Annotated in this window: 26 protein-coding genes and 1 tRNA gene; 16 read left to right on the plus strand and 11 right to left on the minus strand. The window is 65.9% G+C overall.

What is annotated here, in order from left to right; all coding sequences use genetic code 11:
• Window positions 1-251: IS30 family transposase (locus CXZ05_RS11920; RefSeq protein WP_146033092.1), on the plus strand; the 251-nt coding region annotated here is incomplete at its 5' end.
• Window positions 252-321: 70 nt separating this feature from the next.
• Here the strand turns inward: CXZ05_RS11920 and CXZ05_RS11925 are convergent.
• From CXZ05_RS11925 to CXZ05_RS11935, 3 genes are all read right to left on the minus strand, one after another.
• Window positions 322-1,338: an inorganic phosphate transporter gene (locus CXZ05_RS11925; RefSeq protein WP_102972821.1), complete on the minus strand. Its 1,017-nt coding sequence runs from the start codon at window positions 1,336-1,338 to the stop codon at window positions 322-324.
• A gap of 1 nt (window position 1,339) precedes the next feature.
• Window positions 1,340-1,957, minus strand: a complete 618-nt coding sequence (locus CXZ05_RS11930; RefSeq protein WP_102972822.1) for a DUF47 domain-containing protein — start codon at window positions 1,955-1,957, stop codon at window positions 1,340-1,342.
• A 257-nt stretch (window positions 1,958-2,214) separates the two neighbouring features.
• Complete coding sequence (locus CXZ05_RS11935; RefSeq protein ID WP_102972823.1) at window positions 2,215-2,874, minus strand: hypothetical protein; 660 nt, start codon at window positions 2,872-2,874, stop codon at window positions 2,215-2,217.
• A gap of 245 nt (window positions 2,875-3,119) precedes the next feature.
• On the opposite strand from CXZ05_RS11935, the gene CXZ05_RS11940 reads away from it, so the two are divergent.
• A tRNA-Lys gene (locus CXZ05_RS11940) sits at window positions 3,120-3,192 on the plus strand.
• 108 nt (window positions 3,193-3,300) lie between these two features.
• Here CXZ05_RS11940 and CXZ05_RS11945 read toward each other — a convergent pair.
• Window positions 3,301-4,638 carry a glutamyl-tRNA reductase gene (locus CXZ05_RS11945; protein WP_374754656.1) on the minus strand — a complete coding sequence of 446 codons (1,338 nt, stop codon included), beginning with the start codon at window positions 4,636-4,638 and terminating at the stop codon, window positions 3,301-3,303.
• A 444-nt stretch (window positions 4,639-5,082) separates the two neighbouring features.
• Here CXZ05_RS11945 and CXZ05_RS11950 point away from each other — a divergent pair, with 444 nt between their 5' ends.
• From CXZ05_RS11950 to CXZ05_RS11995, 10 genes are all read left to right on the plus strand, one after another.
• A complete protein-coding gene (locus CXZ05_RS11950) occupies window positions 5,083-6,168 on the plus strand; it encodes a LacI family DNA-binding transcriptional regulator (RefSeq protein ID WP_258006555.1) in 1,086 nt (361 codons plus the stop codon).
• A complete protein-coding gene (locus CXZ05_RS11955; protein WP_102972825.1) occupies window positions 6,165-6,734 on the plus strand; it encodes a cysteine hydrolase family protein in 570 nt (189 codons plus the stop codon). The genes CXZ05_RS11950 and CXZ05_RS11955 overlap by 4 nt, the downstream gene beginning before the upstream one ends.
• Window positions 6,735-6,840: 106 nt before the next feature.
• A complete protein-coding gene (locus CXZ05_RS11960; RefSeq protein WP_102972826.1) occupies window positions 6,841-7,143 on the plus strand; it encodes an urease subunit gamma in 303 nt (100 codons plus the stop codon).
• 7 nt (window positions 7,144-7,150) lie between these two features.
• A complete protein-coding gene (locus CXZ05_RS11965; RefSeq protein WP_102972827.1) occupies window positions 7,151-7,504 on the plus strand; it encodes an urease subunit beta in 354 nt (117 codons plus the stop codon).
• On the plus strand, window positions 7,501-9,261 hold the full coding sequence (gene ureC / locus CXZ05_RS11970) for an urease subunit alpha (RefSeq protein ID WP_102972828.1): 1,761 nt from the start codon (window positions 7,501-7,503) through the stop codon (window positions 9,259-9,261). Before CXZ05_RS11965 ends, ureC begins: the two co-directional genes overlap by 4 nt.
• A 9-nt stretch (window positions 9,262-9,270) precedes the next feature.
• Complete coding sequence (gene ureE, locus CXZ05_RS11975) at window positions 9,271-9,747, plus strand: urease accessory protein UreE (protein WP_102972829.1); 477 nt, start codon at window positions 9,271-9,273, stop codon at window positions 9,745-9,747.
• Window positions 9,728-10,408 (plus strand): urease accessory protein UreF, encoded by a 681-nt coding sequence (locus CXZ05_RS11980; protein ID WP_102972984.1) that lies wholly within the window; start codon window positions 9,728-9,730, stop codon window positions 10,406-10,408. The genes ureE and CXZ05_RS11980 overlap by 20 nt, the downstream gene beginning before the upstream one ends.
• Window positions 10,409-10,420: 12 nt before the next feature.
• On the plus strand, window positions 10,421-11,038 hold the full coding sequence (gene ureG, locus CXZ05_RS11985; RefSeq protein WP_102972830.1) for an urease accessory protein UreG: 618 nt from the start codon (window positions 10,421-10,423) through the stop codon (window positions 11,036-11,038).
• Between the two features lie 140 nt (window positions 11,039-11,178).
• Window positions 11,179-12,009 carry an urease accessory protein UreD gene (locus CXZ05_RS11990; protein ID WP_258006569.1) on the plus strand — a complete coding sequence of 277 codons (831 nt, stop codon included), beginning with the start codon at window positions 11,179-11,181 and terminating at the stop codon, window positions 12,007-12,009.
• Complete coding sequence (locus CXZ05_RS11995) at window positions 12,009-13,064, plus strand: HoxN/HupN/NixA family nickel/cobalt transporter (protein WP_102972831.1); 1,056 nt, start codon at window positions 12,009-12,011, stop codon at window positions 13,062-13,064. The genes CXZ05_RS11990 and CXZ05_RS11995 overlap by 1 nt, the downstream gene beginning before the upstream one ends.
• 15 nt (window positions 13,065-13,079) lie before the next feature.
• On the opposite strand, the gene CXZ05_RS12000 is transcribed toward CXZ05_RS11995, so the two are convergent.
• Window positions 13,080-13,688, minus strand: a complete 609-nt coding sequence (locus CXZ05_RS12000; RefSeq protein WP_102972832.1) for a TetR/AcrR family transcriptional regulator — start codon at window positions 13,686-13,688, stop codon at window positions 13,080-13,082.
• A gap of 158 nt (window positions 13,689-13,846) precedes the next feature.
• On the opposite strand from CXZ05_RS12000, the gene CXZ05_RS12005 reads away from it, so the two are divergent.
• A complete protein-coding gene (locus CXZ05_RS12005; RefSeq protein ID WP_102972833.1) occupies window positions 13,847-15,304 on the plus strand; it encodes an APC family permease in 1,458 nt (485 codons plus the stop codon).
• On the plus strand, window positions 15,294-16,949 hold the full coding sequence (locus tag CXZ05_RS12010; protein ID WP_102972834.1) for an amidohydrolase: 1,656 nt from the start codon (window positions 15,294-15,296) through the stop codon (window positions 16,947-16,949). The genes CXZ05_RS12005 and CXZ05_RS12010 overlap by 11 nt, the downstream gene beginning before the upstream one ends.
• A gap of 28 nt (window positions 16,950-16,977) precedes the next feature.
• Here CXZ05_RS12010 and CXZ05_RS12015 read toward each other — a convergent pair whose 3' ends face one another.
• From CXZ05_RS12015 to CXZ05_RS12035, 5 genes are all read right to left on the minus strand, one after another.
• The gene (locus CXZ05_RS12015) at window positions 16,978-17,364 is read right to left on the minus strand and encodes a VOC family protein (protein ID WP_102972835.1); all 387 of its coding nucleotides are present in this window, start codon (window positions 17,362-17,364) and stop codon (window positions 16,978-16,980) included.
• A gap of 130 nt (window positions 17,365-17,494) precedes the next feature.
• Window positions 17,495-18,496: a carbohydrate kinase gene (locus tag CXZ05_RS12020; protein ID WP_374754655.1), complete on the minus strand. Its 1,002-nt coding sequence runs from the start codon at window positions 18,494-18,496 to the stop codon at window positions 17,495-17,497.
• 118 nt (window positions 18,497-18,614) lie between these two features.
• Window positions 18,615-19,409: an ATP-binding cassette domain-containing protein gene (locus CXZ05_RS12025; protein ID WP_102972836.1), complete on the minus strand. Its 795-nt coding sequence runs from the start codon at window positions 19,407-19,409 to the stop codon at window positions 18,615-18,617.
• Window positions 19,406-20,452, minus strand: coding sequence for an ABC transporter permease (locus CXZ05_RS12030; RefSeq protein ID WP_102972837.1), 1,047 nt, complete (start codon window positions 20,450-20,452; stop codon window positions 19,406-19,408). Before CXZ05_RS12030 ends, CXZ05_RS12025 begins: the two co-directional genes overlap by 4 nt.
• A 148-nt stretch (window positions 20,453-20,600) precedes the next feature.
• Window positions 20,601-21,719, minus strand: coding sequence for a substrate-binding domain-containing protein (locus tag CXZ05_RS12035; protein ID WP_102972838.1), 1,119 nt, complete (start codon window positions 21,717-21,719; stop codon window positions 20,601-20,603).
• 164 nt (window positions 21,720-21,883) lie between these two features.
• Here CXZ05_RS12035 and CXZ05_RS12040 point away from each other — a divergent pair, with 164 nt between their 5' ends.
• Window positions 21,884-22,882, plus strand: coding sequence for a LacI family DNA-binding transcriptional regulator (locus tag CXZ05_RS12040; RefSeq protein ID WP_102972839.1), 999 nt, complete (start codon window positions 21,884-21,886; stop codon window positions 22,880-22,882).
• Between the two features lie 60 nt (window positions 22,883-22,942).
• Window positions 22,943-23,236 carry a putative quinol monooxygenase gene (locus tag CXZ05_RS12045; RefSeq protein ID WP_102972840.1) on the plus strand — a complete coding sequence of 98 codons (294 nt, stop codon included), beginning with the start codon at window positions 22,943-22,945 and terminating at the stop codon, window positions 23,234-23,236.
• A 70-nt stretch (window positions 23,237-23,306) separates the two neighbouring features.
• On the opposite strand, the gene CXZ05_RS12050 is transcribed toward CXZ05_RS12045, so the two are convergent.
• Window positions 23,307-25,949, minus strand: a complete 2,643-nt coding sequence (locus CXZ05_RS12050; RefSeq protein ID WP_374754657.1) for a GH32 C-terminal domain-containing protein — start codon at window positions 25,947-25,949, stop codon at window positions 23,307-23,309.
• Window positions 25,950-26,246 lie beyond the last annotated feature (297 nt).

Raw genomic sequence — 26,246 nt, forward strand, 5'->3', positions numbered from 1 at the left:
ACCCCCGCATCCGCATGGCGCTGGATGCGGGGGTGTACTTCTGCGATCCGCACTCGCCCTGGCAGCGTGGAACCAACGAGAACACCAACCGACTGCTGCGCCACTGGTTCGAAAAAGGCACAGACCTCTCGGGCTACACCGCGGAGGACCTCGAAACCATCGCCGGGAAACTCAACAACCGGCCCCGCCCAACGCTGAACCTCGAAACACCCAAACAACGCATGCGCCAACTCATCGCCGCCGCAGCGTGACCATCATGTTGCAACGACCCATTGACTTTGAGGCTCCGGATTGGGCGATAAGTGACCCCGCGTTGCTGTGTCAGGCGGCAATCAGCGGGGAGAGCGCCAGCTCCAGGACGAAGGCGCCCGCGGCGGTGGCTGCCGGCGTCAGGACCCACAGGGACAGGATCCGCGTGACCAGCTTGCGGTGGCTGGTGGCAAACTGCTGGTTTTCCCCAGCGCCGAGCACGGCGGACGTGACCGTGTGGGTGGTGGAAACGGGCCAGTGCAGCCCGATGGCACCAATAAACAGCAAGAGCGCACTGAAGCCCTGGGCCACCACACCGCGCAGCGGATCTATCCGGGTGAGCCGGTAGCCAATGGTGTGCGAGATGCGCCAGCCGCCAAACAGCGTGCCCACCGTGATCATGACCGCGGACAGCAGCGCCACCCACATTGGAAGCGAGCCGCCGTCGGAATAGCCTGCGGCCAGCAGCGCCAGGATGAGCACTGCGCTGACCCGCTGGCCGTCCTGCAGCCCGTGGCCAAAGGCCACCGCGCCGGCGGCGATGGACTGGGCCGCCCGGAACCGCTTATTGACCACGCTCGGCTGGGTGTAGCGCGCAGCCCAGGTGACGGGAAACACCAGCAGGTACGCGGCGACGAAGGCGATGACAGGAGAGAGGGCCAGGGGGAGGACCACCTGAAAGAGGAGAGACTGGTCCACCCCGCCCACGGAGTTGCCGCCCACCACCGCGCTGGCGGTTCCGGCGCCCGCCAGTCCGCCCACCAGGGCATGGGTGGAGGAGGAGGGAACGCCCCGCCACCACAGGAAAATGCCCCAGGCGCACGCGCTTGCGAGGCCGGCGGCGATGATGGTCAGGCCGCTGTTCCCGGGAGGGAGGGCCACCCAGTTCTGGCTGATCGCTACGGCCAGCCCGGCGCTGAGAAAGGCGCCGATGAGGTTGAAGAGGGCGGCCAGCAGGACGGCGATGGTGGGGGTCAGGGCGCGCGTCCGCACGGCCAGGGCGACGGACGTGGACACATCCCGGAAGCCGTTGATGAAGGCAAATGCCGCACTGAGGAGCACCACCAGGGCGAAGATGAACAGCGTCACCTCAGGATTCCTTGACGATGATGCTGCCCACCTGGGTGGCGATGCGGCGCATGTCCTTGGTGACGTCGACCAGCTGGTTGGCGATGTCCCTGTTGCGGGCGTACTGGGCTGATTTCATTTCCGTGAGCATGTCCGCAACCCAGACGCGGTGCGTGCGTTCGGCCCGCTTGGCCAGGCGCAGCACCTCGATCCAGTAGTCCTCGAGGTCGTCGAGGTTGTTCAGCCGGCGCATCGCGTCAGCCGTCAGCTCCGCCTGGCGGCTGATGATCTCCAGCTGGTCGGCCGCGCGCTTCGGCAGCCGGTCCAGGTTATAGAGCGCCACCAGCTCGGCCGCGGCGTCCAGCTTCTCGATGGCTTCGTTCAGGCTCTGCGAGAGGGCATACATGTCCTCGCGGGGGAGTGGATTCACAAAGCTGGTGCGCATGTGCGTCAGGAGGGCGAAGTGCAGCTCGGCAGACTTCGCCTCATGGTTGTGCATATCCTCCACCAACCGGTGGTGCTCGGAGGACGGTGCCCCCAGGATTTCCGCCATGGTGGCGCTGGCAAAAACGATCTGCCGGGCCAGCTGCGAAAGAAGGTTCAGGCCTGCGGGCTCCTGGGGAAAAAGGCGCAGCTTCATGAGTACCGGTCTCCGGAGGATTTGTCAGGGCGGGACGCTGCGGGAGTTCTTGACTTGACGTCCGAGCCGCAGCTAGTCAGTACTTTACCGGCACCTGCGTTGGGGCATAAAAATGGTGCCGAACCGGATACGCCTCTCGGCGGTAGGCCGCTCTAGGCGGCTAAATGTTGAAGCCCGGGGGTTTCGCGGTTCGGCACCGATTTCAGTCTTCTACTTTGGCTGGGCCAAGTCAACATTGACAGATTGGGCCCGATGGGTCAGTCAAGCTCTCCCAGCCGCCAGGCGTTGGCGGCGTGTTCCAGGTCCTCTGCTGTCTTGACAAGCAGGTGGGAGTTGCGCGTCAGTTTGCGCGCGTGGCTCTCGTTCGAATGCTCCGCGCCGTCCGCGAGCGTGGCCTGGCCGAGCGCCACCACGCGGCAAAAAGCGGCAGAGCGCTCCAGCGCAACGTCGAACTCGCCGTCGAAGGCCCCGGACAGGATCGCGTCCGCCATGGTCTTCATTTCATCGGCGCCCGGCGGCTCAGCCGCTCCGGCCACCACATGGGAGACCTGGGCGGTGTCCTTGCCGGCCTTGAAATAAACGGAGATGCGCTCGGGATCCTGCACCGTTGCCGCGCGGAGGGCGTACAGCCGCCACAGCGCGCCGGGCAGCGAGCGGGCCGGGCTTTCCGCCCACATCTCCGCTATTGCCTCAAGGCCCTGCTCGTCGGCCAGCTTCACCAGCCGTTTGGTGATGACGGGATCATCGCTGTCCCGCCCGTGGCGCACCAGGGCCTGGGCGGCCAGGTGCGCAGCTTCCGAGACGCGCGCCGGATCGGCGCCGCCTGCGAAAGGTTCGAAATCAATGGGCGCAAAAGGCTTCGGTTTGTGGTGCCGCTCCGCCCCGCCCGGGCCGCTGGTTCCTGCGTTCTGGCTCATGGTCCCACGCTACTCCTGCAGGGAACCGGAATCGAGCGTCCGTTCAGCGCCTGCTTTTCCCGGAAACGGCATCCATCGGGCACCTGAAGCCCTTGCTGGCCGCCGGCAAAGACACGTTCGACGGCGGCGGCGGGGCGCCGTGCTGAAGTCGCCACCGTCTGGGGTACAGTATTAAACGTTCAGAAATGGACTGGAACTGTTTCGCGTTTGCAGGCTTTTGTGGCCCGCATTCCGGCAGGCAGTTTGGGCCTTTAGCTCAGTTGGTAGAGCATCGGACTTTTAATCCGTGGGTCGTGGGTTCGATCCCCACAGGGCCCACTCTTTTAGCGAAGAGTGGAAAATCCCCGGCTTCCTGGCAACAGGAATCCGGGGATTTTTTATTTGCGGGAGTCCATACGACAAACGGGGCCATGGGAGAAAAGGTGGCTAGCTCGCTGCCGGCAGGGCGTCCTCCGTGGCCACAATGCCTTGACCCTCCCGGGCAGGGCAGCCCAGGGGGCCGGTTGCCGCTTCCGGGCTGGCTCCGTTCGTGCCGGCCTGCGCTTCCGCGACTGCCGTCACGTCGAGCCCGAACAGTGTTTCAAGGGCCGAGGTGTACTCGTCCTGCCGGCCGGCCGCCGCCAGTTCGCGCCCCCGCGAGGTTGGCACATGCAGGAGCTGCCGCACCACCCGCCGCAGGGCGAATTCCACCGCTTCCGCCGTAGCCGTGCAGCCGTGCTGGTTCTTCACCCGCGTCACTTCTTCAGCCAGTACCGACTGCATGTGTCCACGCAGCGCTACAATCGCCGGATCCAGAAGCCGCGCCTGCCGGTCCTCCTCAAACCTCAGGGCGGCCCGCCGGACAAGCTCACCGGCCTGGCGGACGACGTCGGTTTGTTCATGCGGCGAGGCCAGCCGCACATGCTCCAGCGTGATGAGGTCAAGCCCCGGCAGTTCGCCTACTTCCGGTTCGAAGTCACGGCTGAGGGCGAGGTCGACGACGACGAGCGGGGCGGCAGCGCCCTGCCGGAAGCTCCAAAAGTCCTCGGAGCTGAGCCGGGGGCCGCGGCCGCTGCAGCCGATCACCACGTCCGCTCCGCGGACGGCAGCGGGCAGATCGTCGGCGGTCAGGCCCCTGGCGCCCCGGGCTGACGCGAAGGCCTCGGCCCGTCCGGACCAGGAAAACACGGACACCGCAGCACACGCCCTTGCCGCCAGGAGCGCAAGGGTAGAACCGGCGTAGGCCCCGGTGCCGATGACCACCACTGACAGTCCGGAGAGGTCCTGGCGTCGCAGCTTTGAGAGGGCCAGGTCCAGCGCAACGGACACCATGGAGCGGCCGGCGCCAGCCAGGGCCGTCAGTGATCCAACTTCGCGGGCGGCACGGGAGGCCGCCTGGAAAAGCCGGACCAGTGCTCCGCTGGCCGTTCCGTCATCCTGTGCGGAGGCCAGCGAGCGGCGCAGCTGGCCGGCGATTTCGCGTTCGCCCACCACTGCCGAGTCAAGGCCGGCGCCCACCGAGAAGAGATGTTCAGTCATGGCGGTGCCGGTCAGGCAGTCAAGGGCCCGGTCGAGTTCGTAAGGGGAAACACTTGAACATGCGCTGATGACACGCAGCACGCGCTTCCTGGTGATGTCCGGATCCGCGGCCGGAGCGACGTCGCAATACACTTCGAACCGGTTGCATGTGGCGAGCACGACTGCTCCGGCAACGCCGTCCACGTCCGCAATAACGCCCGAAGTAATACGGATGGGTCCCGAACCGAGCCGGGCCAGGAACTCCAGGCCGGATCCCCGGCCTTCCTCGCCACCAACCGGTTCGGTACCCCCGTCTCCGGACCGGGGAAATGAGCCCCGGGACGGTGTACGGGCATGATGGGAAACCACAAGAGCAAACTGCCGTTCTGTCGGGGGCAATCCTTCCATGGACCCCCCTGCACCCTGCAACAATTCGGCCCCCTTCTGCCGCAACGTTCCCCACCCTGTCCTGCCGCGCCACTTGGTTGCCGTCCCGGGTGGTGGCCGCCGCTTAGAGGACACCGCCGGTTGTCGCTGGGGCCAGGCGCCGTTGCCTGGCCCCAGAGCCAAGAGACCTTGCAGAAAGGGTGGGGTACCCACCTTGGGAAATTCTTGGCGGGCGGGGCGGCCCGCATTCTGAAACGATGTAGCTGAGAGGAATGTAGCCGAGAGATATACCAGGGGAAATGTGTGCCGTGAAAGGGGCTTTGCATGGCCGTGACTATGAACGATGTTGCCCGCGCAGCCGGAGTTTCCCTGAAAACCGTGTCGAACGTGCTCAACAACTATGAGTTCATCAAGCCGGCCACCCGGCAGAAAGTGCTGGACGCCATCGCCGAGCTGGGGTATGAGGCCAACCTGACGGCGCGGAGCTTGAGGTCCGGAAAGTCCCGCATGCTGGGCCTGGTGGTGTCGGACCTCTCCGTGCCGTATTACGCAGAGCTCGCTTCCCGGCTTATGACGGTGGCAGCCGCCCGGGATTACCGCGTCCTGGTGGAGCAGTCTGCGGCGACCAGGGCCAACGAGCTCACTGCTCTGCAGGGATCCCTCAGCCAGCTGACGGACGGGCTCCTGTTCACGCCGCTGGTGCTCGACGCGGACGCCATAGCCGCAGCCCGCCGCGGCACCAAGCCCCTCGTGATGCTGGGCGAGCACATCGACGACCCGCGGTTCGACCAGGTCACCATGAAGAATGTTGGCGCGGCCAAGGCCATGACGGCCCACCTGCTCGCGGGAGGCCGGCGTCGTATCGCGGTGATCGGTGCTTCCCCCGGGGACGGTGCCGGTTCGCCTGGCCTTCGGCTGGCCGGATACCGGGAGGCGCTGGCCGAGGCGGGAGTCGCCTTTGATCCGGCCCTGATTGTGCCGGCGGAATGGCGCCGTGACGGGGGCGCGTCGGCGGTGGCGAGGCTGCTCGACGGGGGCCAGCCGTTCGACGCCGTCTTTGGACTGAATGACGCCCTGGCCCTGGGCGCGATGCACGAACTGCTGCTCCGCGGGGTGAGGGTGCCCGAGGACGCAGCCGTGGCCGGGTTCGACGACATCGATGAGGCGCGGTTCTCGTCCCCGTCGCTGACAACTGTTGCTCCCGGCATGAACGAGATCGCCGAGCGGTGCGTGCAGCTGCTGATCGACCGGATCGAGGGGAGCGAGAAGGCCGATTCCGGTGTGCATGTGGAAGCACAATTTGAACTGCGGATCCGTGCCTCGGCCCCGGCAGACCGGGTTTCGCAGTTGCCGCAAACGGGTACCTCACCGGCATCGGCATCGGCAGCGGAAGGAAAGGTGGATCCATGATTGCCCTGCTCATCATCGACATGCAGAACGCATACTTCGAAGCGCCGGAACTGGCAGCCCAGCGGGAGCGGCTGGTCACCTCATGCAACAGGCTGCTGGAGGGCTTCACCTCCAGGGGACACAAGGCGCTGCTGGTTGGCACCGAGCACGAGCGGGATAAATCAACGTGGACGCTGAACATGCTGGATGACGACCAGGGCTTCATTTTCCGCGGCAGCGAGCAGGCGGAGGCGGTGCCCGGCCTCGCCACCGACGGCCTGCCGCAGCTGAACAAGACGCGGGACAGCGCCTTCATGGGCACCAACCTGCTGTCCCGGTTACGGAACTGGGGTGCCGACGAAGTGGTGCTGGCCGGCGTCTCCACGCACAACTGCATCGCCCAGACCGGAGCGGACGCTTTCGCGTACAACATCCGGGTTACGTATGCAGAGGACGCCATGGCGTCAGAGGACAGCCAGGACGCTGCGGACATGCTGCGCATCCTGTCCACCACGTACCGCCAGCCTGTCCAGACGAACGATGAGATCCTCGCCCGGCTCAGCCGAGACCATAGCGGAGGCCATTGAGAGGTGCGGCCGTTGAGGGCCCGGCCTGCCACTCCTGAAACGTGCTGGAAACGAACGGGGCCTAGTCTGGGTCCCACGCCGACCCGCGGCCGTTGAAGGGAACCTCATGCATCTGCTGCCTCGTGAGCAGGAAAAGCTCATGATCGTGGTCGCCGCCGACCTCGCCCGCAGGCGCCAGGGGCGCGGGCTCAAACTGAACTATCCGGAAGCCGTAGCGATCATCAGCTATGAGCTGATCGAGGGTGCCCGGGATGGCCGCACCGTGGCCGAGCTCATGAGCTACGGCACCACGCTGCTCGGCCGCGACGACGTCATGGAGGGCGTGCCGGAGATGATCCACGATGTCCAGATCGAGGCCACCTTTCCTGACGGCACCAAGCTCGTCACCGTCCACAATCCCATCCGATAGGGGCGCCATGATTCCCGGAGAGTACGTCCTGCGTCCCGGACCACTGGTCATTAACGCGGGCCGCGAGGCGGTCGACGTCGTTGTTCTCAACACCGGTGACCGTCCCGTACAGGTGGGCTCGCACTACCACTTCGCTGAGGCGAACCCGGCGCTGGAATTCGACCGCGACGCCGCCTATGGGCGGCGCCTGGACATTCCCGCCGGCACCGCAGCACGGTTCGAACCGGGTGACGGGAAGACTGTCCGGCTGATCAGGCTGGCCGGAAGCCGGGAGGTCTACGGACTGAGCAACGCGGTGAACGGCAGTCTCGGCGACGGCGCTGGCCAGGGCGGTACTTACCGGGACGGGGAAGACCTATGAGTTTCGAGTTATCCCGCAGGCAGTACGCGGACCTTTACGGCCCGACGACGGGCGACGCCATCCGTCTCGCCGACACCGATCTGTTCCTCGAGATCGAAAAGGACCTCACGAACTACGGCGAGGAAGTGGTCTTCGGCGGCGGCAAGGTTATCCGGGACGGCATGGGCCAGAATGGCCAAGCCACCCGGGACGGGGACGTCCACGGGGGAGCCGTTCCGGACACCGTCATCACCAACGTGGTGGTGCTGGACTACACCGGCATCTACAAGGCGGACGTGGCACTGAAGGACGGCCACATCTTTCGAATCGGCAAGGCCGGAAATCCACAGATCGCCGACGGCGTGGACATCATCATCGGTGCCAGCACCGAAATCATCGCAGGGGAGCGGAAGATCCTCACCGCAGGCGGTGTGGACACCCACATCCACTTCATCTCCCCGGACCAGGTGCCCACCGCCCTCACCAGCGGCGTGACCACCATGGTCGGCGGCGGCACCGGTCCGGCCGAAGGCACGAAGGCCACCACCGTCACACCCGGAAAGTGGCACATTCAGCGCATGCTGCAGGCAGCGGAGGGGCTGCCCATCAACATCGGGCTGTTCGGCAAGGGCCACGCTTCCGCCGTCGAGCCCCTCGCAGAGCAGATCCGTGCCGGTGCTATCGGGCTCAAGGTCCACGAGGACTGGGGCTCCACCACGTCCTCGATCGACACCTCACTGAAGGTGGCGGACCAGTATGACGTCCAGGTGGCCATCCACACGGACACGCTGAACGAGTGCGGCTTCGTGGAGGACACCATCCGCGCCATCGATGGGCGGGTCATCCACACGTTCCACACCGAAGGCGCCGGGGGAGGGCACGCACCGGACATCATCAAGATCGCCGGACTGCCGAACGTACTTCCCGCCTCAACAAACCCCACCCTGCCCTACACACAAAACACCATCGAAGAGCATCTGGACATGCTCATGGTGTGCCACCACCTCAACCCGGACATCCCCGAGGACGTGGCCTTCGCCGATTCCCGTATCCGGGCCGAAACCATTGCGGCGGAGGACGTCCTGCAGGACCTCGGCATCTTCGCTATCACGTCGTCGGACTCCCAGGCCATGGGGCGCGTCGGCGAGGTGATCACCCGCACCTGGCAGGTGGCGGACAAGATGAAGAAGCAGCGCGGCGTCCTGAAGGACCCTGCCGGCGCCGCCCACGGTGCTGACTCCGGCTCCGGCACGGAGAGCGACAACTTCCGGTTGAAGCGCTACGTGGCGAAGTACACCATCAACCCGGCCATCGCCCAGGGCATGGCTGATTCCATCGGCTCCGTCGAGGAGGGCAAGTTCGCCGACCTGGTGCTCTGGGATCCGGCATTCTTCGGCGTGAAGCCCGAACTGGTCCTCAAGGGGGGCCAGATCGCATACGCCCTGATGGGCGACGCCAACGCATCCATCCCCACACCGCAGCCGCGGACCATGCGGCCCATGTTCGCCGCGTTCGGCAAAGCCGTCCAGCAGTGTTCCATCACTTTCCTGTCGCAGGCGGCCATCGATGCCGGGGTGCCGGAAGAACTGGGGCTCCAAAAGAACATCCGTCCCGTGTCGGGGATCCGCACGCTGTCCAAGGCCGACCTCAAGTACAACGACGCCACGCCTGACATCCAGGTGGACCCGGAAACGTACGCGGTGACTGTGGACGGCGAAGAGGTCACCTGCGAACCGTCGGACGTGCTGCCCATGGCGCAGCGGTACTTCCTCTTCTAGGAGATTTAGATGATCATCGAGAAAGTCCTCGGCAACCTGCGCGACCAGCCTGCCGAATCCTTCTCCGGCCTGCACCGGGAGAAGGTGGTGCTGCCGAGCGCCCAACTGGTCAAACGGATTCAGCGCGTTACCACCGACCACGGCAACGAGATCGGCATCAGGCTCCCTGCGGGATCGGCCGACCTCCGCGACGGTGACGTGCTGCACGTGGCCGAAACCAACGTGATCGTGGTCTCCGTGCTGCCCACCGACGTCCTGGTGATCGCACCACGGACCATCCACGAGATGGGTGTGGTGGCGCACTCTCTCGGCAACCGGCACCTGCAGGCGCAGTTTTTCGACGCGTCGTCCGAGTACGGCGCCGAGGTCATGGTGTGCCAGTACGACCACACCGTCGAGGACTATCTCAAACACGTTGGAGCACCCTACGACCGTCAGGAACGCGTCATGCCAGTACCTTTCCGTCATGCTGAACACACGCACTAGCTACCAGCTGGCGCTTCGGCAGCTTACTGATTCCGCGCTTCCTACGGGGGCTTTTGCTCACTCGTTGGGGTTTGAGACCTATATCGAGCGGGGGGTCGTTCATGATGAGGGCTCCTTTGGGGTGTGGCTGGCTGCGTTCCTTTCTCAGCAGCTGACCTATTCGGATGCCTTAGCTATCCGGTTTCTGTATGAGGGGCGCGATGTCCTGGAGCTCGATGGGTTGCTTTCCGCGCAGCTTTTGCCGCGGCAGATGCGGGAGGCCAGCGTCAAGATGGGGAGCCGGATGCTCGAAATAGGCACCGAGGTGTTTCCCTCGCGCGCGCTGTCGGATTACCGGGCGGTGGTGAGCGGAGGCCGGGCCGCCGGCCATCAGCCGCTGGCGTTCGCCGTCGTCGCCCGTTCACTGGGGGTTCCGCAGGCGGAGGCAACCGCCGCTTACCTATTCGCCGCCGTCACGTCGCTGACGCAGAACGCCGTCCGGGCCATCCCGCTCGGGCAGAACGCCGGCCAGCGGGTGCTGCGGAACGCGCACGACGGCGTTGCTGCCGCCGTCGAGCGGGCCGTCCGCCTCACGCCGGACGACTTCGGGGCCGTCAGCCCCGGACTGGAAATTTCGCAGATGAGGCACGAGCACCAACGTGCCCGCATGTTCATGAGCTAACAGGAGGACAGCGTGACTGAACCAATCAAGATCGGCATCGGCGGCCCCGTCGGCGCCGGAAAGACCCAGCTGGTGGAACGGATCACGCGCCACATGAGCGCGGAAATCTCCATGGCGGCCATCACCAACGACATCTACACGATCGAGGACGCCAAGATCCTTGCCGCCAACGGCATCCTGCCTGAGGACCGCATCATCGGCGTCGAAACCGGCGGCTGCCCGCACACCGCCATCCGCGAGGACACGTCCATGAACACGGCCGCTATCGAGGAGCTGAAGCAGCGGCACCCGGACCTGCAGGTGATCTTCGTGGAGTCCGGCGGCGACAACCTCTCCGCCACCTTCAGCCCCGAGCTGGTGGACTTCTCGATCTACATCATCGACGTCGCGCAGGGCGAGAAGATTCCCCGCAAGGCCGGCCAGGGCATGATCAAGTCCGACCTCTTCATCATCAACAAGACAGACCTCGCCCCGCACGTCGGCGCCGACCTCGCCGTCATGGAACGCGACTCCAAGGAATTCCGCGGTGCCAAGCCGTTCTGCTTCACCAACCTCAAAACCGACGAAGGCCTCGAGCACGTCATTGAATGGATCCGGCGCGATGTCCTGATGGTCGACTTGGCGACATGAGCACGACCCCGTTGGCGGTCCCTCAAGGTGACGTAACCGCTGAGGCGGCGAGGCCGGATTTTGGGGCCGCGGCGTGGTGGGCACCGCGAAGCGGGCACGGCCCCAAATCCGGCGAAGCCGCCGGACGCACCCCCGCACCGATGGGGGAGCTCGCCCTGCGCATCGAGCATCGCGGGGGCAGGTCCGTGGCCTCGCACCAGTTCCATCGGGGCGCCTTGCGGGTACTGCGGCCGCATTACCTGGATGACTCCGGCCAGGTTTGCTACGTCGTCGTCAATCCTGGCGGGGCTTATTTGGGGGCCGACCTTTACGTTCTGGACGTGGAGGTGGGTGACGGGGCCGACCTGCTGCTCAGTACGCAGTCCGCGACGAAGATCTACCGGACCCCGGAATCGTTTGCCGAGCAGCGCATGACAGTCCGGCTGGGGGAGGGCTCGCGGCTGGAGCTGGCGCCGGACCAAGTCATCGCCTACCGGGAGGCCAGCTACCGGCAGAACACCCACATCACTGTACGGCCGACGTCGAGCCTGGTGATGGCGGAGGTGATCACGCCGGGGTGGTCCCCGGACGGGGCCTCCTTCCGGTACGAGGAGCTGCGGCTCCGCAACGAGATCCACGTGGAGACGGGCGAGGGCACCCGGCTGCTGACCCTGGACAACCTGCTGATCCGCCCGCCCCTCGACGACATCACCGGCACGGGCTTCATGGAGGGGTACAGCCACCTGGGTTCGCTGGTGGTGGCGGACGCGCGGGTGGACCAGGCGCTCGCCGACGAGTTGCACCAGCTTACGGAAAAGTTCGACGCCTACACAGGGGTCTCGCTCAGTGCCACAATGGACGGCATCACGGCACTGGTGCTCCGGTCCCTGTCGAACAGCACCGAAAAACTCAATACGCTACTGGGTGGCTGCAGTGGCCTTCTCCGTCAACGCTGGTACGGCCAGGCGCCCCTGAACCTGAGGAAGTACTGATGACTACCTTGACCCAGTTCGCCGCCATGTACCGGGAGCGGGAGCAGTTGCCGCTCCGGACGCGGCTGCTGGCCACCTTTTCCGCGGTGGGCATCCTGCACCTTGCCGCCGCCGTTCTTCTGGTCGCCGGCACTGCAGCGTCGGGGCAGCCGCTGGCGCTCGGACTGGTGCTTACGGCGTACCTGGCCGGCATCAAGCACAGCTATGACTGGGACCATATCGCCGCGATCGACAACTCCACCCGGAAGTTCGTGGCCCAGCGGCAGGATCCCACCAGTGTGGGATTCGCCTTCAGCCTGGGCCACAGTTCAGTGGTGATCCTGGCCGGCGCCCTGGTGGTCTCCGGGGTGTCGCTGGTGGGCAGGTTCATGACCGAGGGCAGCACCGGAAACCTGGTCCTTGGGTTGATCGGCAGCGGGGTGTCCGGCCTCTTCCTGCTGGCCATGGGGCTCTTCAACGGGTCGGCGTTCCTCGGTGCCGCCCGGTCCTACCGCAGGGTCCGCGGCGGCGGTGCGGTGCTGCCGGAGGAGCTCGAAGCCAAGGGCTTTGTGGCCCGCCTTCTGGCCCGGCCGCTGTCAAAGGTGCGGCGGCCCAGGAACGTGTACGTGATCGGGTTCCTGTTCGGGCTCGGTTTTGATACCGCCACCACCATTGGGCTCCTGGTGATGACGACGGCGGCCTCCTTGGCGGGCGTGTCGCCCGTTGCGCTGCTGGCACTTCCGCTCGCGTTCACCGCCGCCATGACCCTGTGCGACACCACGAATGGCGTTGCCATGATGCGCATGTACAAGTCGGCCATCCACGATCCCCTGCGCAAACTTGGGTTCAACGCCGTCATCACCGGGCTCTCGGCCCTCTCAGCGCTTTTCGTTGCCTTGATAACCCTCGCCGGCTTCTGCAATGCGGCGTTCGCGCTGAAGGACCCGCTCACCGGTTGGCTCGGGACCATCGATCTGGGCGATGCCGGGCTGCTGCTCGTGGCTGCATTCCTGGCGCTGTGGGGCATGGCAACGCTGAGGGCACGCCGGCGTGCTGTTTCCCAGGTCGGGCCCTAGCCGCGCAAGTCTCGACTAGTTGCCGAGCCTGGCCCGAAGCCCGCCGATGACAACGTCCAGGCCGAAATCGAAGGCGTGCCCGCCCCGTTCCTCCGATGGCCCGGCATTGGCGAGCGCTCGCTTCAGCGTGGGATAGCCCTCCGCCGGCGGGTCCCACACCACTTCCGGCGCCGCCAGGTCCAGGGCCGCGCCGAGGGCGAAGCTGTCGATGGTGGAGATGGCGGCCACCACGTCACGCCCGCGGAATCCCGCGCCCTCCAAGGCCAGGGCCAGATCCTCGTAGAGGCCGATGACCGCCGGGTCCGTGATGGACTGCAGTACCAGCAGCGGCGCAAGCCGTGGATGGCGGGCAAAGGCGTCCCGGTACGCGCGGATGAGGACGCGCAGGGCGGCCTCCCAGTCGCTGTGGTCTACGGGAGAGTACGGCTCCTCCGTGATGATCCGGTGGCGAAGCAGTTCCAGGATCTCGTCCCGGCCACTGACGTGGTTGTAGATGGAGGACTGGCTCACGCCAATCTTTTTCGCCAGTTTCGGAAAGCTGAAGTCGCCGCCCTCATCGACCAGTTCCAGCGCGGCCGTGGTCAGGGCCTCCACGGATATCAGCGGGAGGAGCGGGCGCCCCATGGAATCTCCTGTCTGCAGCTCTGGAACATCGGAACCCAGCCTAGTCTCCGGTTCCCGTTGTGGCCGCTTTGAACAAACCTATTGTGCTCCGCGCCACACACCCTCATACTAAAACGAAAGCCTTTCGTTTAGTCGGGCTTCCCAGAAAGGACGGACCAGTGCCGGATATCCAAACCAGACCTCCGGCGTCGTCTGCGGACGGCGCCCTCAAGCGCAATGCCCTGGGCACGGGCGGCATTGCTTTCCTCGTCATTTCGGCGGCAGCGCCGCTGACCGTCATGGCGGGCGTTGCCCCGGTGGCCATCAACGTCGGCGGCATCGGCGCCCCGGCCGGCTACCTCCTGGCAGGCATCGTGCTCACCCTCTTCGCCGTCGGCTTCATGGCCATGACCCGGCACGTTAAGGCAGCAGGCGGCTTCTACACCTACATCTCGCTGGCCATGGGCAAGACCATGGGTCTCGCCTCGGCCATCCTGGCGATCGTCTCCTACAACTGCCTCCAGATCGGCGTCTATGGCCTCTTCGCCGTCCAGACCCACGACATGCTCAAGGTGGTCTTCGGGCTCGAGGTGCCCTGGCCGGCGATAGCCCTGGCCGCCGTGGCCGCCGTCTGGTTCCTCGGCTACCGGGGCATCGACGTCGGCGCCAAGGTGCTGGGCGTGCTGCTCGTGGCCGAGACCGGCATCCTTGCCGTGATGGGGGCGGGCATCCTCGGCAGCGGCGGAGCGCACGGAATCAGCGTGGGCTCCTTCAGCCCCGAGAATGCCTTCGGGCCGGGCGTCCTGGCCATCCTCGGCATCTGCTTCGCTGCCTTCATGGGCTTCGAGTCCACCGTCCTGTACCGCTCCGAGGCCCGCGACCCGGACAGGTCGGTGCCGCGCGCCACGTACATCGCAGTCGGCTTCATGTCTGTGTTCTACGCCTTCATCGTGTGGGCCGTGGTACAGGCCTACGGCGAAGACCGTGCCGTGGAAGCGGCCGGGGAGCTGGCTGGCGGCATGTTCTTCCAGACCATCAACCACTATGTGGGTCCCTGGGCCGAGGTGGCGATGTACATGCTGATCGTCACCAGCGTCTACGCTTCCCAGTTGGCCTTCCACAACGCGATCAACCGCTACGTCTACATGCTGGCGCGCGACGGCGTGCTGCCGGCCTTCCTGGGGCGGACCCACTCGAAGTTCAAATCACCGCACCGGGCCGGACAGCTGCAGACGATCCTGGCCGCCGTGGTCATCACCATTTGTGCCATCCTGAACGCCGATCCGTACCAGCAGCTGCTGATCTGGGTGAACACTCCGGGGATCTTCGGCATCGTCGGGTTGCAGGGCTTGGTGTCGGTGGCCGCATTCCTCTATCTGCGCCGGAATCCCGACGCCGTCACGCACCGGCTGATGGTCCCGCTCACTTTGGCGTCGGCCATCCTGCTCTTCGGCGTGGTGCTGCTGATCGGGTTCAACATCGAACTGCTCACCTTCGCCGACGCACTGACCAACACCATCCTCATCCTGGTGACGCCCATCGTCTTTATCGCCGGACTCCTGGCCGCCCGCTGGGTGCGCCGCAACCGGCCGGAAACCTTCGCCCAGATTGGAAGCTTCGAAACCCATGAATCCTGATGTGATCATCCTTGCCGGCCGCATCCACACAATGGACGGCATGCCGTCAGGGAGCCCGCCGCAGGCCGTTGCCGTCCGGGACGGCGTCATCGCCGCCGTGGGAAGCCGTGCGGATGCGGCCGCGTGGACGGCAGCGGAGGTCATCGACTTCGGTGACGCCGTGCTGACCCCCGGCCTGGTGGACTGCCACGTCCATCCTGTTTTTGGACTGGAGCTGACCCGCGGCTGCGACCTGTCCGGCGCCGCGGACCTGGCAGCGGTGCGCGCACTTTTGCGTGCCGAGGCGGCGGAAACAGCGCCAGGGGAGTGGGTGCGGGCCTGGGGCCTGGACCCCAACGTGTTCGGATCCGCCGCCGCCCACCGCGGGCTCATTGACGACGCTGTCTCCGGACGGCCGTGCCTCATCCGGCTCTTCGACGGGCATTCCGCGCTGGCCAGTTCCCGCGCCCTCGACATCGCCGGGGTCACCGGTCCACGCTCCTTCGACCAGGCCGCCGAGGTGGTTTGCGACGGAAGCGGCAGGCCGACGGGGCTCCTGCTGGAGGCGGCCGCCGTCGACCTCGTTGCGCGGGTGATGCCTGCCGAGTCCTTCGCCGAACGGAAGGCGCGGCTGGCGGAACTGCTCACGCAGTTCTCACGGTCCGGGCTGACCGGGGCACACGTGATGGACTGCGGCGACGATTCGCTGGAGCTTTACCGGGCGCTCGAAGAAGAGACCGACGGTGGCCTACCGCTGCGCCTGCGGATCTCGCCGTGGTGCATGCCCGGCTCCGGTGAGCCGGACTGGCGCGGCCTGGCCGAGCAGATCGGCGTCGGCGGGCGGCGCTGGCAGGTGGCCGGCATCAAGCTGTTCGTCGACGGCACGATAGACAACGGCACGGCCTGGCTGTTTGAACCCGATGCTTACGGTGAATCGATGGCGCCGTTCTGGCCCCGGCCCGAGGAATATGCCGAGGCCGTGCGCTATTTCGCCGGCCGCGGTATTCCCACGGCCACGCACGCAATCGGCGACGCCGGGGTGGCCGCGGTCCTAGACGCCTTCGAGTCCCTGCCTCCGGGCACAGGGGCTAGTCCGGCGTTGCCGGGAGTGCACCGGATCGAACACCTCGAGACCGTTCCGGATGAGCTGATCGGAAGGTTCTCCCGCTCCGGCCTCATCGCGAGCATGCAGCCGACCCATTGCACGCACTACTCCCGCGCCGACCACTCGGACAACTGGTCCACCCGGCTCGGCACGGAAAGGGCCAACAACGCTTGGCGGTGTGCGGACCTCCGTGCTGCGGGTACCGTCCTGGGGCTCGGCTCCGACTGGCCGATCGCCCCCTTCGAACCGCTGCCCATCCTGGCGGACGCGCAATTACGACGGCGGTCGGGCCGCCCGGGTGAACAGCCCATTGTTCCCGGCCAGGCCCTCACCGCCCGTCAGGCGCTCGAAGGCTACACCTCGCACGCCGCCCGGGCCGCGGGGGAGTGGGACGTCTCCGGCTCCATTACGGTGGGAAAACGGGCGGACTTCACGGTGTTCGATGTGGATCCGCTGGCGGCTGCTCCTGATGACCTCGCATCGGCCCGGGTCCTGGCGACATTCGTGGACGGGCAGGCGCAGCACTCGGCGGTAGGGACGGGAATGGTACAGCTGTCCTAAGCCACGGCTGTCATAGGCCAGGGCTGTCTCAGGAGGTGATGGGCTCAAGCCGCTTGCGCAGCAGGCAGAACTCATTGCCCTCAGGATCGGCCAGGACGTGCCATTGCTCGTCGCCGGTCTGCCCGACGTCGGCGGGACGGGCGCCGAGGGCGAGCAATCGCTCCAGCTCGGCGTCCTGGTCCCGGTCGACAGGGTTAACGTCGATGTGCAGGGGCAGCTTTCCGGTTCGCGGGTCGCTGCTGGGGCTCAGGATGATGGTGGGCTGCAGGCCGCCGAACCCGGCGTCGGGCGGGCCGATCTCTATCGCACCATCCTCCCGGTCGAGCTCGACGTAGCCGAGGACCTCACTCCAGAACCGCGCGAGCAGTTCGGGGTCGGCGCAGTTGAGGACAAGTTCGCTGATACGGCATGCCATGAACCTCAGTGTACGGAGACGCTCGGCGCGGATGCGGTAATTTCCGGACCCGCGTGTGGCGGCGCGGGACTGGGCCAGCCTTGTAGCCACGGCATTCGCAGGACTGGCCCTGGGCTACCCGCGCGGTCCCTTAGGCGACGGCGGCGGGCGCTACCTCCGCGTGTGCCGCCGCCTCCTCAGGCAGGTCCGCAAGGAGCTCGGCCGCCGTGGGCGGATTGGCTCCGGGGCGGCGCACGGTGATCGCGGCGGCCTTCGAGGCGGTGCGTCCCAGTGTTTCCAGTACGGCAGGTGCCAGGCCGTCGGTTCCGCGCGCCAGCAGTCCGTAAATCAGCGCCGCCATGTAGGAGTCGCCGGCGCCGATGGTGTCGGCCACTGCGGACCGGACGGCCGGCACCACCAGCTGCAGCTCCGGAGTGGCAAGCAGCGACCCCTCGGAACCGCGCGTGACCACCGCCAGCCCGGCACCCAGCGCCAGGATCCGTGCTGCGGTGTCCTCGAGCTGGAGGTCAGGGTACAACCAGTGGGCGTCCTCGTCGCTGAGCTTGACCACGTCGGTGAGCGGGACCAGCTCTTCGAAGATGGTCCGGGCCTCAGCCTGGCTGCCGAGGAGTGCGGGGCGGATGTTGGGGTCGTAGGTGATCACGCATTCGCGGTGTGCCTGCTCCAGGAGGGTCCTGACTGCTGCCGCCCCCGGAGCCAGGAAGGTCGCGATTGAGCCGGTGTGGAGCACCTTTGGAAGGGACGGCGGGGCCACCGGCGGCAGTTCCCAGTGGATGTCGAAGTCGTAGGTTGCGGAGCCGTCTGCGGCCAGCGTCGCGGTGGCGCTGGCCGTCCGTCCCGGTGTCCTGGAGCCGGGCAGGAGCGTAACGCCGGCGCGCTGCAGGTGCGCTTCGATGGCCCGCCCGCGGTCGTCGTCGCCGATGGAGGTGAGCAGCGCGGTCCGGATGCCGAGCAGGCCCAGCCCATAGGCAACGTTCGACGGCGATCCGCCCGGGTGCTCAACCGCACCTTCGGCAGAGGCGACGACGTCCACCAGTGCTTCACCGATGACGATGACTTCCGGCGTTGCTGCGCGGGGGGCTGCGTCAGCAGTTCCTGCGTTGGCGGTTCCGGGGTTGGAGGTTGGGATCACGGTGGGCCTTTCATGGGGCCGTCCGCGGGCCGAAGCCGGCCCGCGGACGGAGGTGGTGACGTGCTGGTTCTGTGGTGGCGCTGTTTTGGTGAGGCGGGGTTATGGGTAGAGCTGCTGGTCAGGCTGTGGCGGCGCCGGTCATGATGGCCACGGCGTCGGTCATGCTGTGTGACTGCGGGGTGATGGTGGCTGCGCACTTGCCGAGCCGCTGGATGTGGATGCGGTCCGCGACATCGAAGACGTGGGGCATGTTGTGGCTGATCAGGATGACCGGCAGGCCGCGGTCCCGGAGATCGCGGACCAGCTGCAGGACTTGGTTCGACTCCCGGACACCGAGGGCGGCAGTGGGCTCGTCGAGGACAACCACCTTGGAGCCGAACGCGGCGGCGCGGGCCACGGCGACCGCCTGGCGCTGGCCGCCGGAGAGGTTTTCCACGGGGACTGTCACGTCCTGGAGTGTGGAGATGCCGAGCCGGGTCAGTTCCTCCTTGGCCTTGCGGCGCATGCCCTTGGTGTCCAGGACGCGGAAGATCTTTCCCAGCGGGCCGGGCAGCCGTTCTTCGCGGCCCAGGAAGAGGTTGGAGGCAACATCGAGCGCGGGGGAGACGGCGAGGTTCTGGTAGACGGTTTCGATGCCGTGTACCCGTGCGTCCTGGGGACGTTTGAAATGGACGGTCTGTCCGGAGACCTTCAGTTCGCCGGAGTCCGGGACCTCGGCGCCGGTGAGGCACTTGATGAGCGTGGACTTTCCTGCGCCGTTGTCGCCGATGATCGCCAGGACTTCGCCCGGGTACAGGTCGAGGCTGACGCCGTCCAGGCCCACGACGCGTCCGAAGGTCTTGACGAGGTTCCTGGCCTGCAGGATCGGCTGGCGGACTTCGGTCTTGGCCGGCTGGAATTCTGTGGCGGTCATGATTTCACCTTTCGGATCCACTGGTCGATGGACACAGCGAGGATGATGAGGACGCCCACGGCGAGGGTCTGGTAGAGCACGTCGAGGCCGGCGAGGGACAGGCCGTTGCGGAACACCCCGACGATCAGTGCGCCGAGGAGGGAGCCCCAGATGGAGCCGCGTCCGCCGAAGAGGCTGGTTCCGCCGATGACGACGGCGGTGATGGAGTCGAGGTTCAGGTCCACGCCGGCGTTGGGGCTGGCTGCGTTCGTGCGGCCGATCTGGATCCACGCACCAATGGCCAGCACGGCCCCGGCTGCGAGGTAAACGCTCATCAGGACCCGGTTCACCGGGATGCCGGCCAGGCGGGCGGCTTCCTTGTCATCGCCCACCGCGTAGACGTGACGGCCCCAGGCGGTCTTGCCGAGGATGAACGCGACCGCGATGTAGAGCAGGAGCATCATGACCACGCCGGTGGAGATCCGTACGGGTCCGACCGGGAACGTGCTGCCCATCCACGTCAGCAGGCCGGGCATGGCCGAGCCGCGGACAGTGGAGCCGCCGGAGTAGAGAAGCGTCACGGCAATGAAGATGTTCAGCGTTCCGAGCGTGACGATGAACGGGGGGAGTCGGAACCTGGTGACCAGGAAACCGTTCAGCGCCCCCGCTGCCAGACCCACGATGAGGCCGAGGAGGAGAGCGAGCGGAGCGGGTGTCCCGCTGCCGACGGCCAGCTGTGCCACCACCATGGAGGCGAGAATCATGACAGCACCCACGGAGAGGTCGATGCCGGCGGTGAGGATGATGAGGGTCTGGGCGATTGCGAGGGTTCCCACCACCGAGACCTGCTGGGTGATCAGGGACAGGTTCTCGACCCTCAGGAACCTCTCATTGAGGAGCCCGAAGACTACCACCGCAACAAGCAGGACAATGGCCGGGCTGAGTGCGGGATAGCGGTGGAGGATGTTGCGGATTCGGCTGAGCGGGGTCTGACGGTCGAGGAATTCCTCGGCCGGGTCGGCATGCCCTGCGGCGGGCGGTCCGGCGGTCTGTTGCTGGGTCACTGTTGCTCCTGAACTTCAAGGTCCTGCTGGGGCTGGTTCGGCTGGGGCTGGTGCGGCGGCTGCTGCTTCTGCAGCTAATTCTCCTGCTGTGAACCGCGGGAGAGTACTGAATTTTCAGCGCCCTCCCGCGGTGCGTGGTCCATGCTGGTTACTTGCCCCAGCAGATCTTGGAGGCCTCGGACGTCGTGATGCTCTTGACGCCGTCGGCGGCCTTATCCGTGACGAGCTCGACGCCGGTGTTGTAGAAGTCCAGGCCTTCGGAGTTGGCAGGCTTCTTGCCGGTCTTGGCCAGCTCAACGATGGCCTTGACGCCCAGTTCCGCCATCTTCACGGGGTACTGCTGGGCAGTGGCGCCGATGACGCCGGCCTTGACGTTGTTGACGCCCGAGCAGCCGCCGTCCACCGAGACCACCAGAACGTCCTTTTCCTTGCCCGCGGACTTCAGGGCTTCGAAGGCGCCGGCCGCGGCAGGTTCGTTGATGGTGTAAACAACGTTGACGTTCGGGTTCTTGGCCAGGAGGGTCTCCATGGCGGTCCGGCCGCCGTCCTCGGCGCCCTGGGTGGCTTGGCTGCCCACGATTTCGTAGTCGCCGCCCTTGCCGCCGGTGTACTTGCCGGTCTTGGCCTCATCACCGTTCTTCTTCTTGTCCGCGGTGTCGATGCCGAGGCCGGTGAGGAAGCCCTGGTCCCGGTTGTAGTCGACCGATACGACCTTGTCGTCGAACAGGTCCAGCAGCGCGATGGTGGCCTTCTTTCCGGCAAGCTGCACGGCGGTCCACTTGCCAATCAGCTCACCGGCGGCGAAGTTGTCGGTGGCGAAAGTGATGTCGGCGGCGTCAGCGGGGTCCGGCGGGGTGTCCAGGGCGATGACGAACAGTCCGGCGTCCTTGGCCTTCTTCAGCGCATCGACGACCGAAGGGCCGTTGGGCGTGATGAGGATGCCCTTGTCGCCCTTGGAGATGGCGTTTTCGATCGCCTGGATCTGCGTCTCTTCGTCGCCGTCGGCCTTGCCTGCCGCGAGCTTCAGGTCCACGCCATCGGTTTCGGCGGCCTTCTTGGCGCCGTCCTGCATGGAAACGAAGAACGGGTTCGAGGTGGTCTTGACGATCAGGGACACACCGACCTTCTCCGCCGAAGAGCTTCCGGCTGACGATGTAGTCGGCGAACTGCCGCCGCAAGCGGTGAGGCTGAGCGTGCCGAGGGTCAGGACTGCACCGATGGCAAGCAAGCGGTGGGTGACTGTCCGCGGGGCTTTGGAACTCAACATTGAATCTCCTGGTTTCGTGGCACTTCTGGTGCCTGACAACGATGTCATGCATCATGTAATCAAGATCACAAGGTACAGTCAAGAGAAATTCGATGATGAAGGACCAATTAATGACAACGATGTCTAATCGTTACCAGCCTGATGCGACAAAGAACCGGCCCACGATGCGCCACGTAGCGGCACTGGCCGGCGTCGGCATCAAGACCGTCTCCCGGGTGATGAACGATGAACCGGGGGTGTCAGAGGCGACCCGCCAGCGCGTACTGGGCGCCTCGCAGCAGCTCAACTACCAGCTGGACATGGCAGCGGGGAGCCTTCGCCGGGCCGGCCGCCGGACCCTTTCCATCGGCCTCCTGCTGCCAAGCGTGTCCAACCCCTTCAGTGGTGAGATTCACCGCGCCCTGGAGGACTCCCTGGCCGCCCGAGGCATTGCGGTCTTCGCCGCCAGCCTCGATGACGACCCCGAAAGGGAGAAAGCCCTGGTTGCCGCCTTCCTGGGCAGGCGCGTGGACGGCCTGGTCCTGACCCCTATCGCGAAGAGCCAGTCCTATGTCATCCCGGAGCACTCACGCGATCTGCCCATGGTCTTCATCGACCGCGAACCCGTGGGCATCGAGGCGGACGCAGTGGTGACGGATAACGCGGTCGGATCGGCCCTGGCCGCCAGTCACCTGATTGCACAGGGCCACACGAAGCTCGCCTATCTCGGTGACCGCACAGATATCCAGACCGCCCGCGAACGCCGGCGCGGCTTCATCGAAGAAGTCGGCAGGGAAGGCATCGCGACCTCCTCAGTTCCGGTGCTCGAAGGCCTCCACGACGAGGATTCGGCGAGGCGGGCCGCCCTTCAGTTGTTGACGTCGGAGGACCCGCCCACGGCCATCTTCTCCAGCCAGAACCTCGTCACGTTCGGCGTTATGCGGGCGCTGAAAGAGCTTGGCGCCAGCAAGCGCGTTGCCCTCGTCGGCTTCGACGACTTCACTTTGGCCGACATGATGGAGCCAGGTGTGACCGTAATTGCCCAGCACCCCGAGCGGATCGGAAAGCTCGCCGCCGAACGCCTGCTGGCGCGGATCGACGGCGACCACAGCGCGGCGCAGACCTACGTCGTCCCCTCAGAGCTCATAACCCGCGGGTCCGGCGAGCTGCGCCCGCCGGACTGAACAGCCCGCCGGAATGAACCAAACCACCAAACCCTCAAAACCCACCCCGACAGGAGAACCATGACCAAGACGCTCTACGCCGAATTCACCGTCAAGCCCGGCAGCGAAGCCCGGGTTGCCGAAATGATGCGCGAACTCACCGAGCAGGTGCGCCGTGAGCCCGGCAACCAGCTGTTCCTGCCGTACACCCGGGAAAGCAACCCCCGGGAGTACTTCGTTTTCGAGGTGTATCGCGACGATGCAGCCTTCCAGGAACACATCACCGCGGACTACGGCGCCCGGTTCAACGGGGAGCTCGCGGACCATATTGAGGAGGACGGTTCGGTGCTGACCTGGCTGCAGCCGGTCCACTAAACCGGCGCCGCCCACGAATAAGGCCGGTGTCCGCAGGTTCTGCGGACACCGGCCTTCCGTTTACCCGCCGTTACTTCCCGTTCTTGGTGGGCACTTGCGCTGCCTGGAACATGGACTGGCTGAGCGGTGTGACGGTCAGCGACTTCAGCCGGGCGGTGCCGCCTTCGGCGAAGAGCGCCACCTGGTTGGCACCCTGTTCGGGGAAGACCTGGTCCGTGATGGTCCGCAGGCCGTTCTGGGCGAACACCTCCACAGAGGACCGGTCCACATAGATGCGCAGCGTCACGTTGCCGCTGGCGTCCACGGTCACGGGGGCGGAGTCAACTGAGGCGAAGAGCGGGTGGAAGTCAGTGCTGCCGGAGTTGCTTCGGTCTACGTACAGCTCTCCGGAGGCCTTGTCGTACCCGATGACTGTCGACTTGCTGCCGTTCCCCAGCACGGTGATTCCGGCCTTGGTTGCTGAACCGGGGGCGAAGGTTACATCGATCCGCTGCACGTCACCTGCGGCCGCAGTCGGCAGCGTGTGGGTTCCCGCAGGAATGTTCCGCGCCCGCTTTTCGGCGTAGCTTTCCTTTGTGCCGAGGCTATTCACTTGCTGGACGGCCTTTTGCGTGAGGCGTGGACCGCTGGCCGTCTGCGTCAGCGCCACTTCGCGCGGCAAGGACATCGCGCTGCGCCAGGGTGAAGTAGGAATGTTGTTGGCGTAGTCCCAGTTGTTCATCCAGCCGAGCATGATCCGCTTGTTCTGCGGCATGTTGTTGAAGGACACGGACGCGTAGTAGTCCCGGCCGTAGTCGAGCCAGTCGTAGGTCTGGACCCGCGGCGTGGCTGGCCGCGGCGAGGCGACGAACTCGTCCGCCAGGATGTGGCCCCAGCCGAAGCGGTTGTTGTCCACCACCCGGATGCTGGCCTGCCGCCCCCTGAACTCGGAAACGTTCCACGACGCCCAGTCCAGGACCTCGCTGTTAGCCCCGGTGGCCGACCTGACCACCTTGCCGTCCACCACGAGGTTGACGGTGGTCTCATCGGAACGGGGCACTGCGGCCTGGTCCGTCAGCATGACGTGGTCCAGAGTGAGGTGTCCCCAGCCGCCAGTGGCCTGGTCCACGATCCGGAGCTGTGCCTGCTGCCCGGCGAACTCGGATACGTCCCAGCCCTTCCAGTTCAGGGCTCCAGCGTCATCGCCCGCGAGGCTGCGGACCACGTTGCCGTTCACTAGCAGCTGGGCTTCCAGCGTCTGCCCGGAGTCGGCCGTGCGGTGCCCGCCGCCCACCAGCATGCTCATGAAGTTCCGGTTTACCGTGAACGACGCCGACGTCAGGGTTCCCTGCCTGTCGTCGCTGGGCGCGCCCCCCGTATCGAACGTGTTGATCCGTTTGGTGCCGATATAGTAGTCGCCGCCGGAGGTTGCCGGCTGGAACGCCGGTGCCAGATCCCCGGTTCCTGTCCACCCCGCGTCGGCCAGCGTGGAGCCGTCCGGTACCTCAAAGCCGTTGAATAACAGGTCCCCGGGCGGCGGGGTGTTGTCCAGCTTGTCCGAGGCCCGGGGATGCTGTCCGCCGCCCACCAGGAAGTTGAGGTAATCGCTGTCCACGGTGAACTGCGGCGAGGTCATCGACCCCACCGGCCAGTCGCCGTCGTTGAATGAATTGATCAGGCCGGCGCCGGCAAAGCCGGTGACGCCGTTCTGCCCGGTGAGGGTGCCGGCCGCGGGCGCCCCGGCGAATGGCCCGTCCTTCCAGTTGCCGGGTTCGTTGTTCACCGTCCAGCCGTTGTACGTGCCGTCATTGAAGCCTGCCAGGGGAGTGCCTGCGGGCAGCGCGTCACTGGCCTTCGTGGTCTCCGAGGTGAAGTTGGTGCCGTCAAAATTGCCGACGAAGTACTGCCCGGCCGAGCCTCCGGCCACGCCTCCCGGGTTGATGTTGACCACCATCACCCACTTGACGTTCGCGGGGTCGCCGTCGACCGCAAGGGGGAACAGGTCGGGGCATTCCCAGAGGCCGCCCGTGGCGTTCGCCGGGCCGAACTCGCTGAGCTGCGCCCAGTCCTTGAGGTTGCCGGACTTGTACAGCACCACCTTGTGCTCGGTGGCCTCGACGGCGGTCATCACCCAGTAGCCGCCTCCGCCGGGGGAGGCGTACCAGAACACCTTCGGATCGCGGAAGTTCGCCGAATTGCGGTTGAGCACCGGGTTGCCGCTGTACTTGGTCCATGTCTTGCCCTCATCCAGGCTGTACGCAAGGGATTGGGCCTGCAGCCCCTTGTGCGGCGAAGCATCCTTGTAGGCGCTGGTGAAGATGGCCACCAGCGGAGGGTTCTCTGCCGTGCCGAGGCCGGAGCTGTTGTTCTTGTCTACCACCACGCTGCCGGAGAAGATGTCCTGCTGGTCGTCAGTGGCGATGGCCAGGGGCTGCTCCTTCCAGTGCACCAGGTCTGTTGACGTGGCGTGTCCCCAGGACATGTTGCCCCACTGGTTGCCGGACGGATTGTGCTGGTAATAGAGGTGGTAGACGCCCTTGTAGAACACCATCCCGTTGGGATCGTTCATCCAGTTCTGCTGCGGCGTGTAATGGTAGGCCGGCCGGAACTGCTCGTCGCCGGAGGTCCCGGCCGCCGCAGCTGTTCCCGTTCCGGCCAGTACCGCGGCCAGGCTGAGACCCGCCACGGTCAGTGCAGTACAAAGCTGGAGTCTGCCGAATTTTCTCTGGTGCATAGTGCTGGTATCGCCCTTCATCGCGCGTGCCTTCTGCCCTCCCCCCTAATGCTGGACAGGTAGACAACGTTGTCAGTGACTGGAACGCTAGGGGATGTCCACAGGACAAGTCAACGGATTCGACAGCCGCAAATCGGCCTGGTGTGCTGACCCCCTGTGAGCCTTGTAGTCCCTTTGGATCACTGGGCAAGGCGTGGCTGTCATGACCGGTCGAGGTGCGCCGCCCCGGCGCCGTTAGCGGTGATGCGCCGTGGCACAAGGCTGAGACACCGTTGTCAGTCGCTGTGAGGACTGCGT

The sequence above is a fragment of the Arthrobacter sp. AFG20 genome (assembly GCF_002892795.1).
GTDB lineage: Bacteria > Actinomycetota > Actinomycetes > Actinomycetales > Micrococcaceae > Arthrobacter.

What these genes read in the sequence shown, in the direction of transcription:
- CXZ05_RS11935 (WP_102972823.1), bottom strand. Translation starts at nt 2,874, where the DNA reads ATGAGCCAGAACGCAGGAACCAGCGGCCCGGGCGGGGCGGAGCGGCAC.
- CXZ05_RS11980 (WP_102972984.1), top strand. Translation starts at nt 9,728, where the DNA reads ATGCTGAACACACGCACTAGCTACCAGCTGGCGCTTCGGCAGCTTACT.
- CXZ05_RS12045 (WP_102972840.1), top strand. Translation starts at nt 22,943, where the DNA reads ATGACCAAGACGCTCTACGCCGAATTCACCGTCAAGCCCGGCAGCGAA.
- CXZ05_RS12010 (WP_102972834.1), top strand. Translation starts at nt 15,294, where the DNA reads ATGAATCCTGATGTGATCATCCTTGCCGGCCGCATCCACACAATGGAC.
- CXZ05_RS11965 (WP_102972827.1), top strand. Translation starts at nt 7,151, where the DNA reads ATGATTCCCGGAGAGTACGTCCTGCGTCCCGGACCACTGGTCATTAAC.
- CXZ05_RS11955 (WP_102972825.1), top strand. Translation starts at nt 6,165, where the DNA reads ATGATTGCCCTGCTCATCATCGACATGCAGAACGCATACTTCGAAGCG.
- CXZ05_RS12040 (WP_102972839.1), top strand. Translation starts at nt 21,884, where the DNA reads ATGCGCCACGTAGCGGCACTGGCCGGCGTCGGCATCAAGACCGTCTCC.
- ureC (WP_102972828.1), top strand. Translation starts at nt 7,501, where the DNA reads ATGAGTTTCGAGTTATCCCGCAGGCAGTACGCGGACCTTTACGGCCCG.
- CXZ05_RS12050 (WP_374754657.1), bottom strand. Translation starts at nt 25,949, where the DNA reads ATGCACCAGAGAAAATTCGGCAGACTCCAGCTTTGTACTGCACTGACC.
- CXZ05_RS12000 (WP_102972832.1), bottom strand. Translation starts at nt 13,688, where the DNA reads ATGGGGCGCCCGCTCCTCCCGCTGATATCCGTGGAGGCCCTGACCACG.
- CXZ05_RS11990 (WP_258006569.1), top strand. Translation starts at nt 11,179, where the DNA reads ATGGGGGAGCTCGCCCTGCGCATCGAGCATCGCGGGGGCAGGTCCGTG.
- ureE (WP_102972829.1), top strand. Translation starts at nt 9,271, where the DNA reads ATGATCATCGAGAAAGTCCTCGGCAACCTGCGCGACCAGCCTGCCGAA.
- CXZ05_RS12025 (WP_102972836.1), bottom strand. Translation starts at nt 19,409, where the DNA reads ATGACCGCCACAGAATTCCAGCCGGCCAAGACCGAAGTCCGCCAGCCG.
- CXZ05_RS11995 (WP_102972831.1), top strand. Translation starts at nt 12,009, where the DNA reads ATGACTACCTTGACCCAGTTCGCCGCCATGTACCGGGAGCGGGAGCAG.
- CXZ05_RS12035 (WP_102972838.1), bottom strand. Translation starts at nt 21,719, where the DNA reads ATGTTGAGTTCCAAAGCCCCGCGGACAGTCACCCACCGCTTGCTTGCC.
- CXZ05_RS11930 (WP_102972822.1), bottom strand. Translation starts at nt 1,957, where the DNA reads ATGAAGCTGCGCCTTTTTCCCCAGGAGCCCGCAGGCCTGAACCTTCTT.
- CXZ05_RS11960 (WP_102972826.1), top strand. Translation starts at nt 6,841, where the DNA reads ATGCATCTGCTGCCTCGTGAGCAGGAAAAGCTCATGATCGTGGTCGCC.
- CXZ05_RS12015 (WP_102972835.1), bottom strand. Translation starts at nt 17,364, where the DNA reads ATGGCATGCCGTATCAGCGAACTTGTCCTCAACTGCGCCGACCCCGAA.
- CXZ05_RS11950 (WP_258006555.1), top strand. Translation starts at nt 5,083, where the DNA reads ATGGCCGTGACTATGAACGATGTTGCCCGCGCAGCCGGAGTTTCCCTG.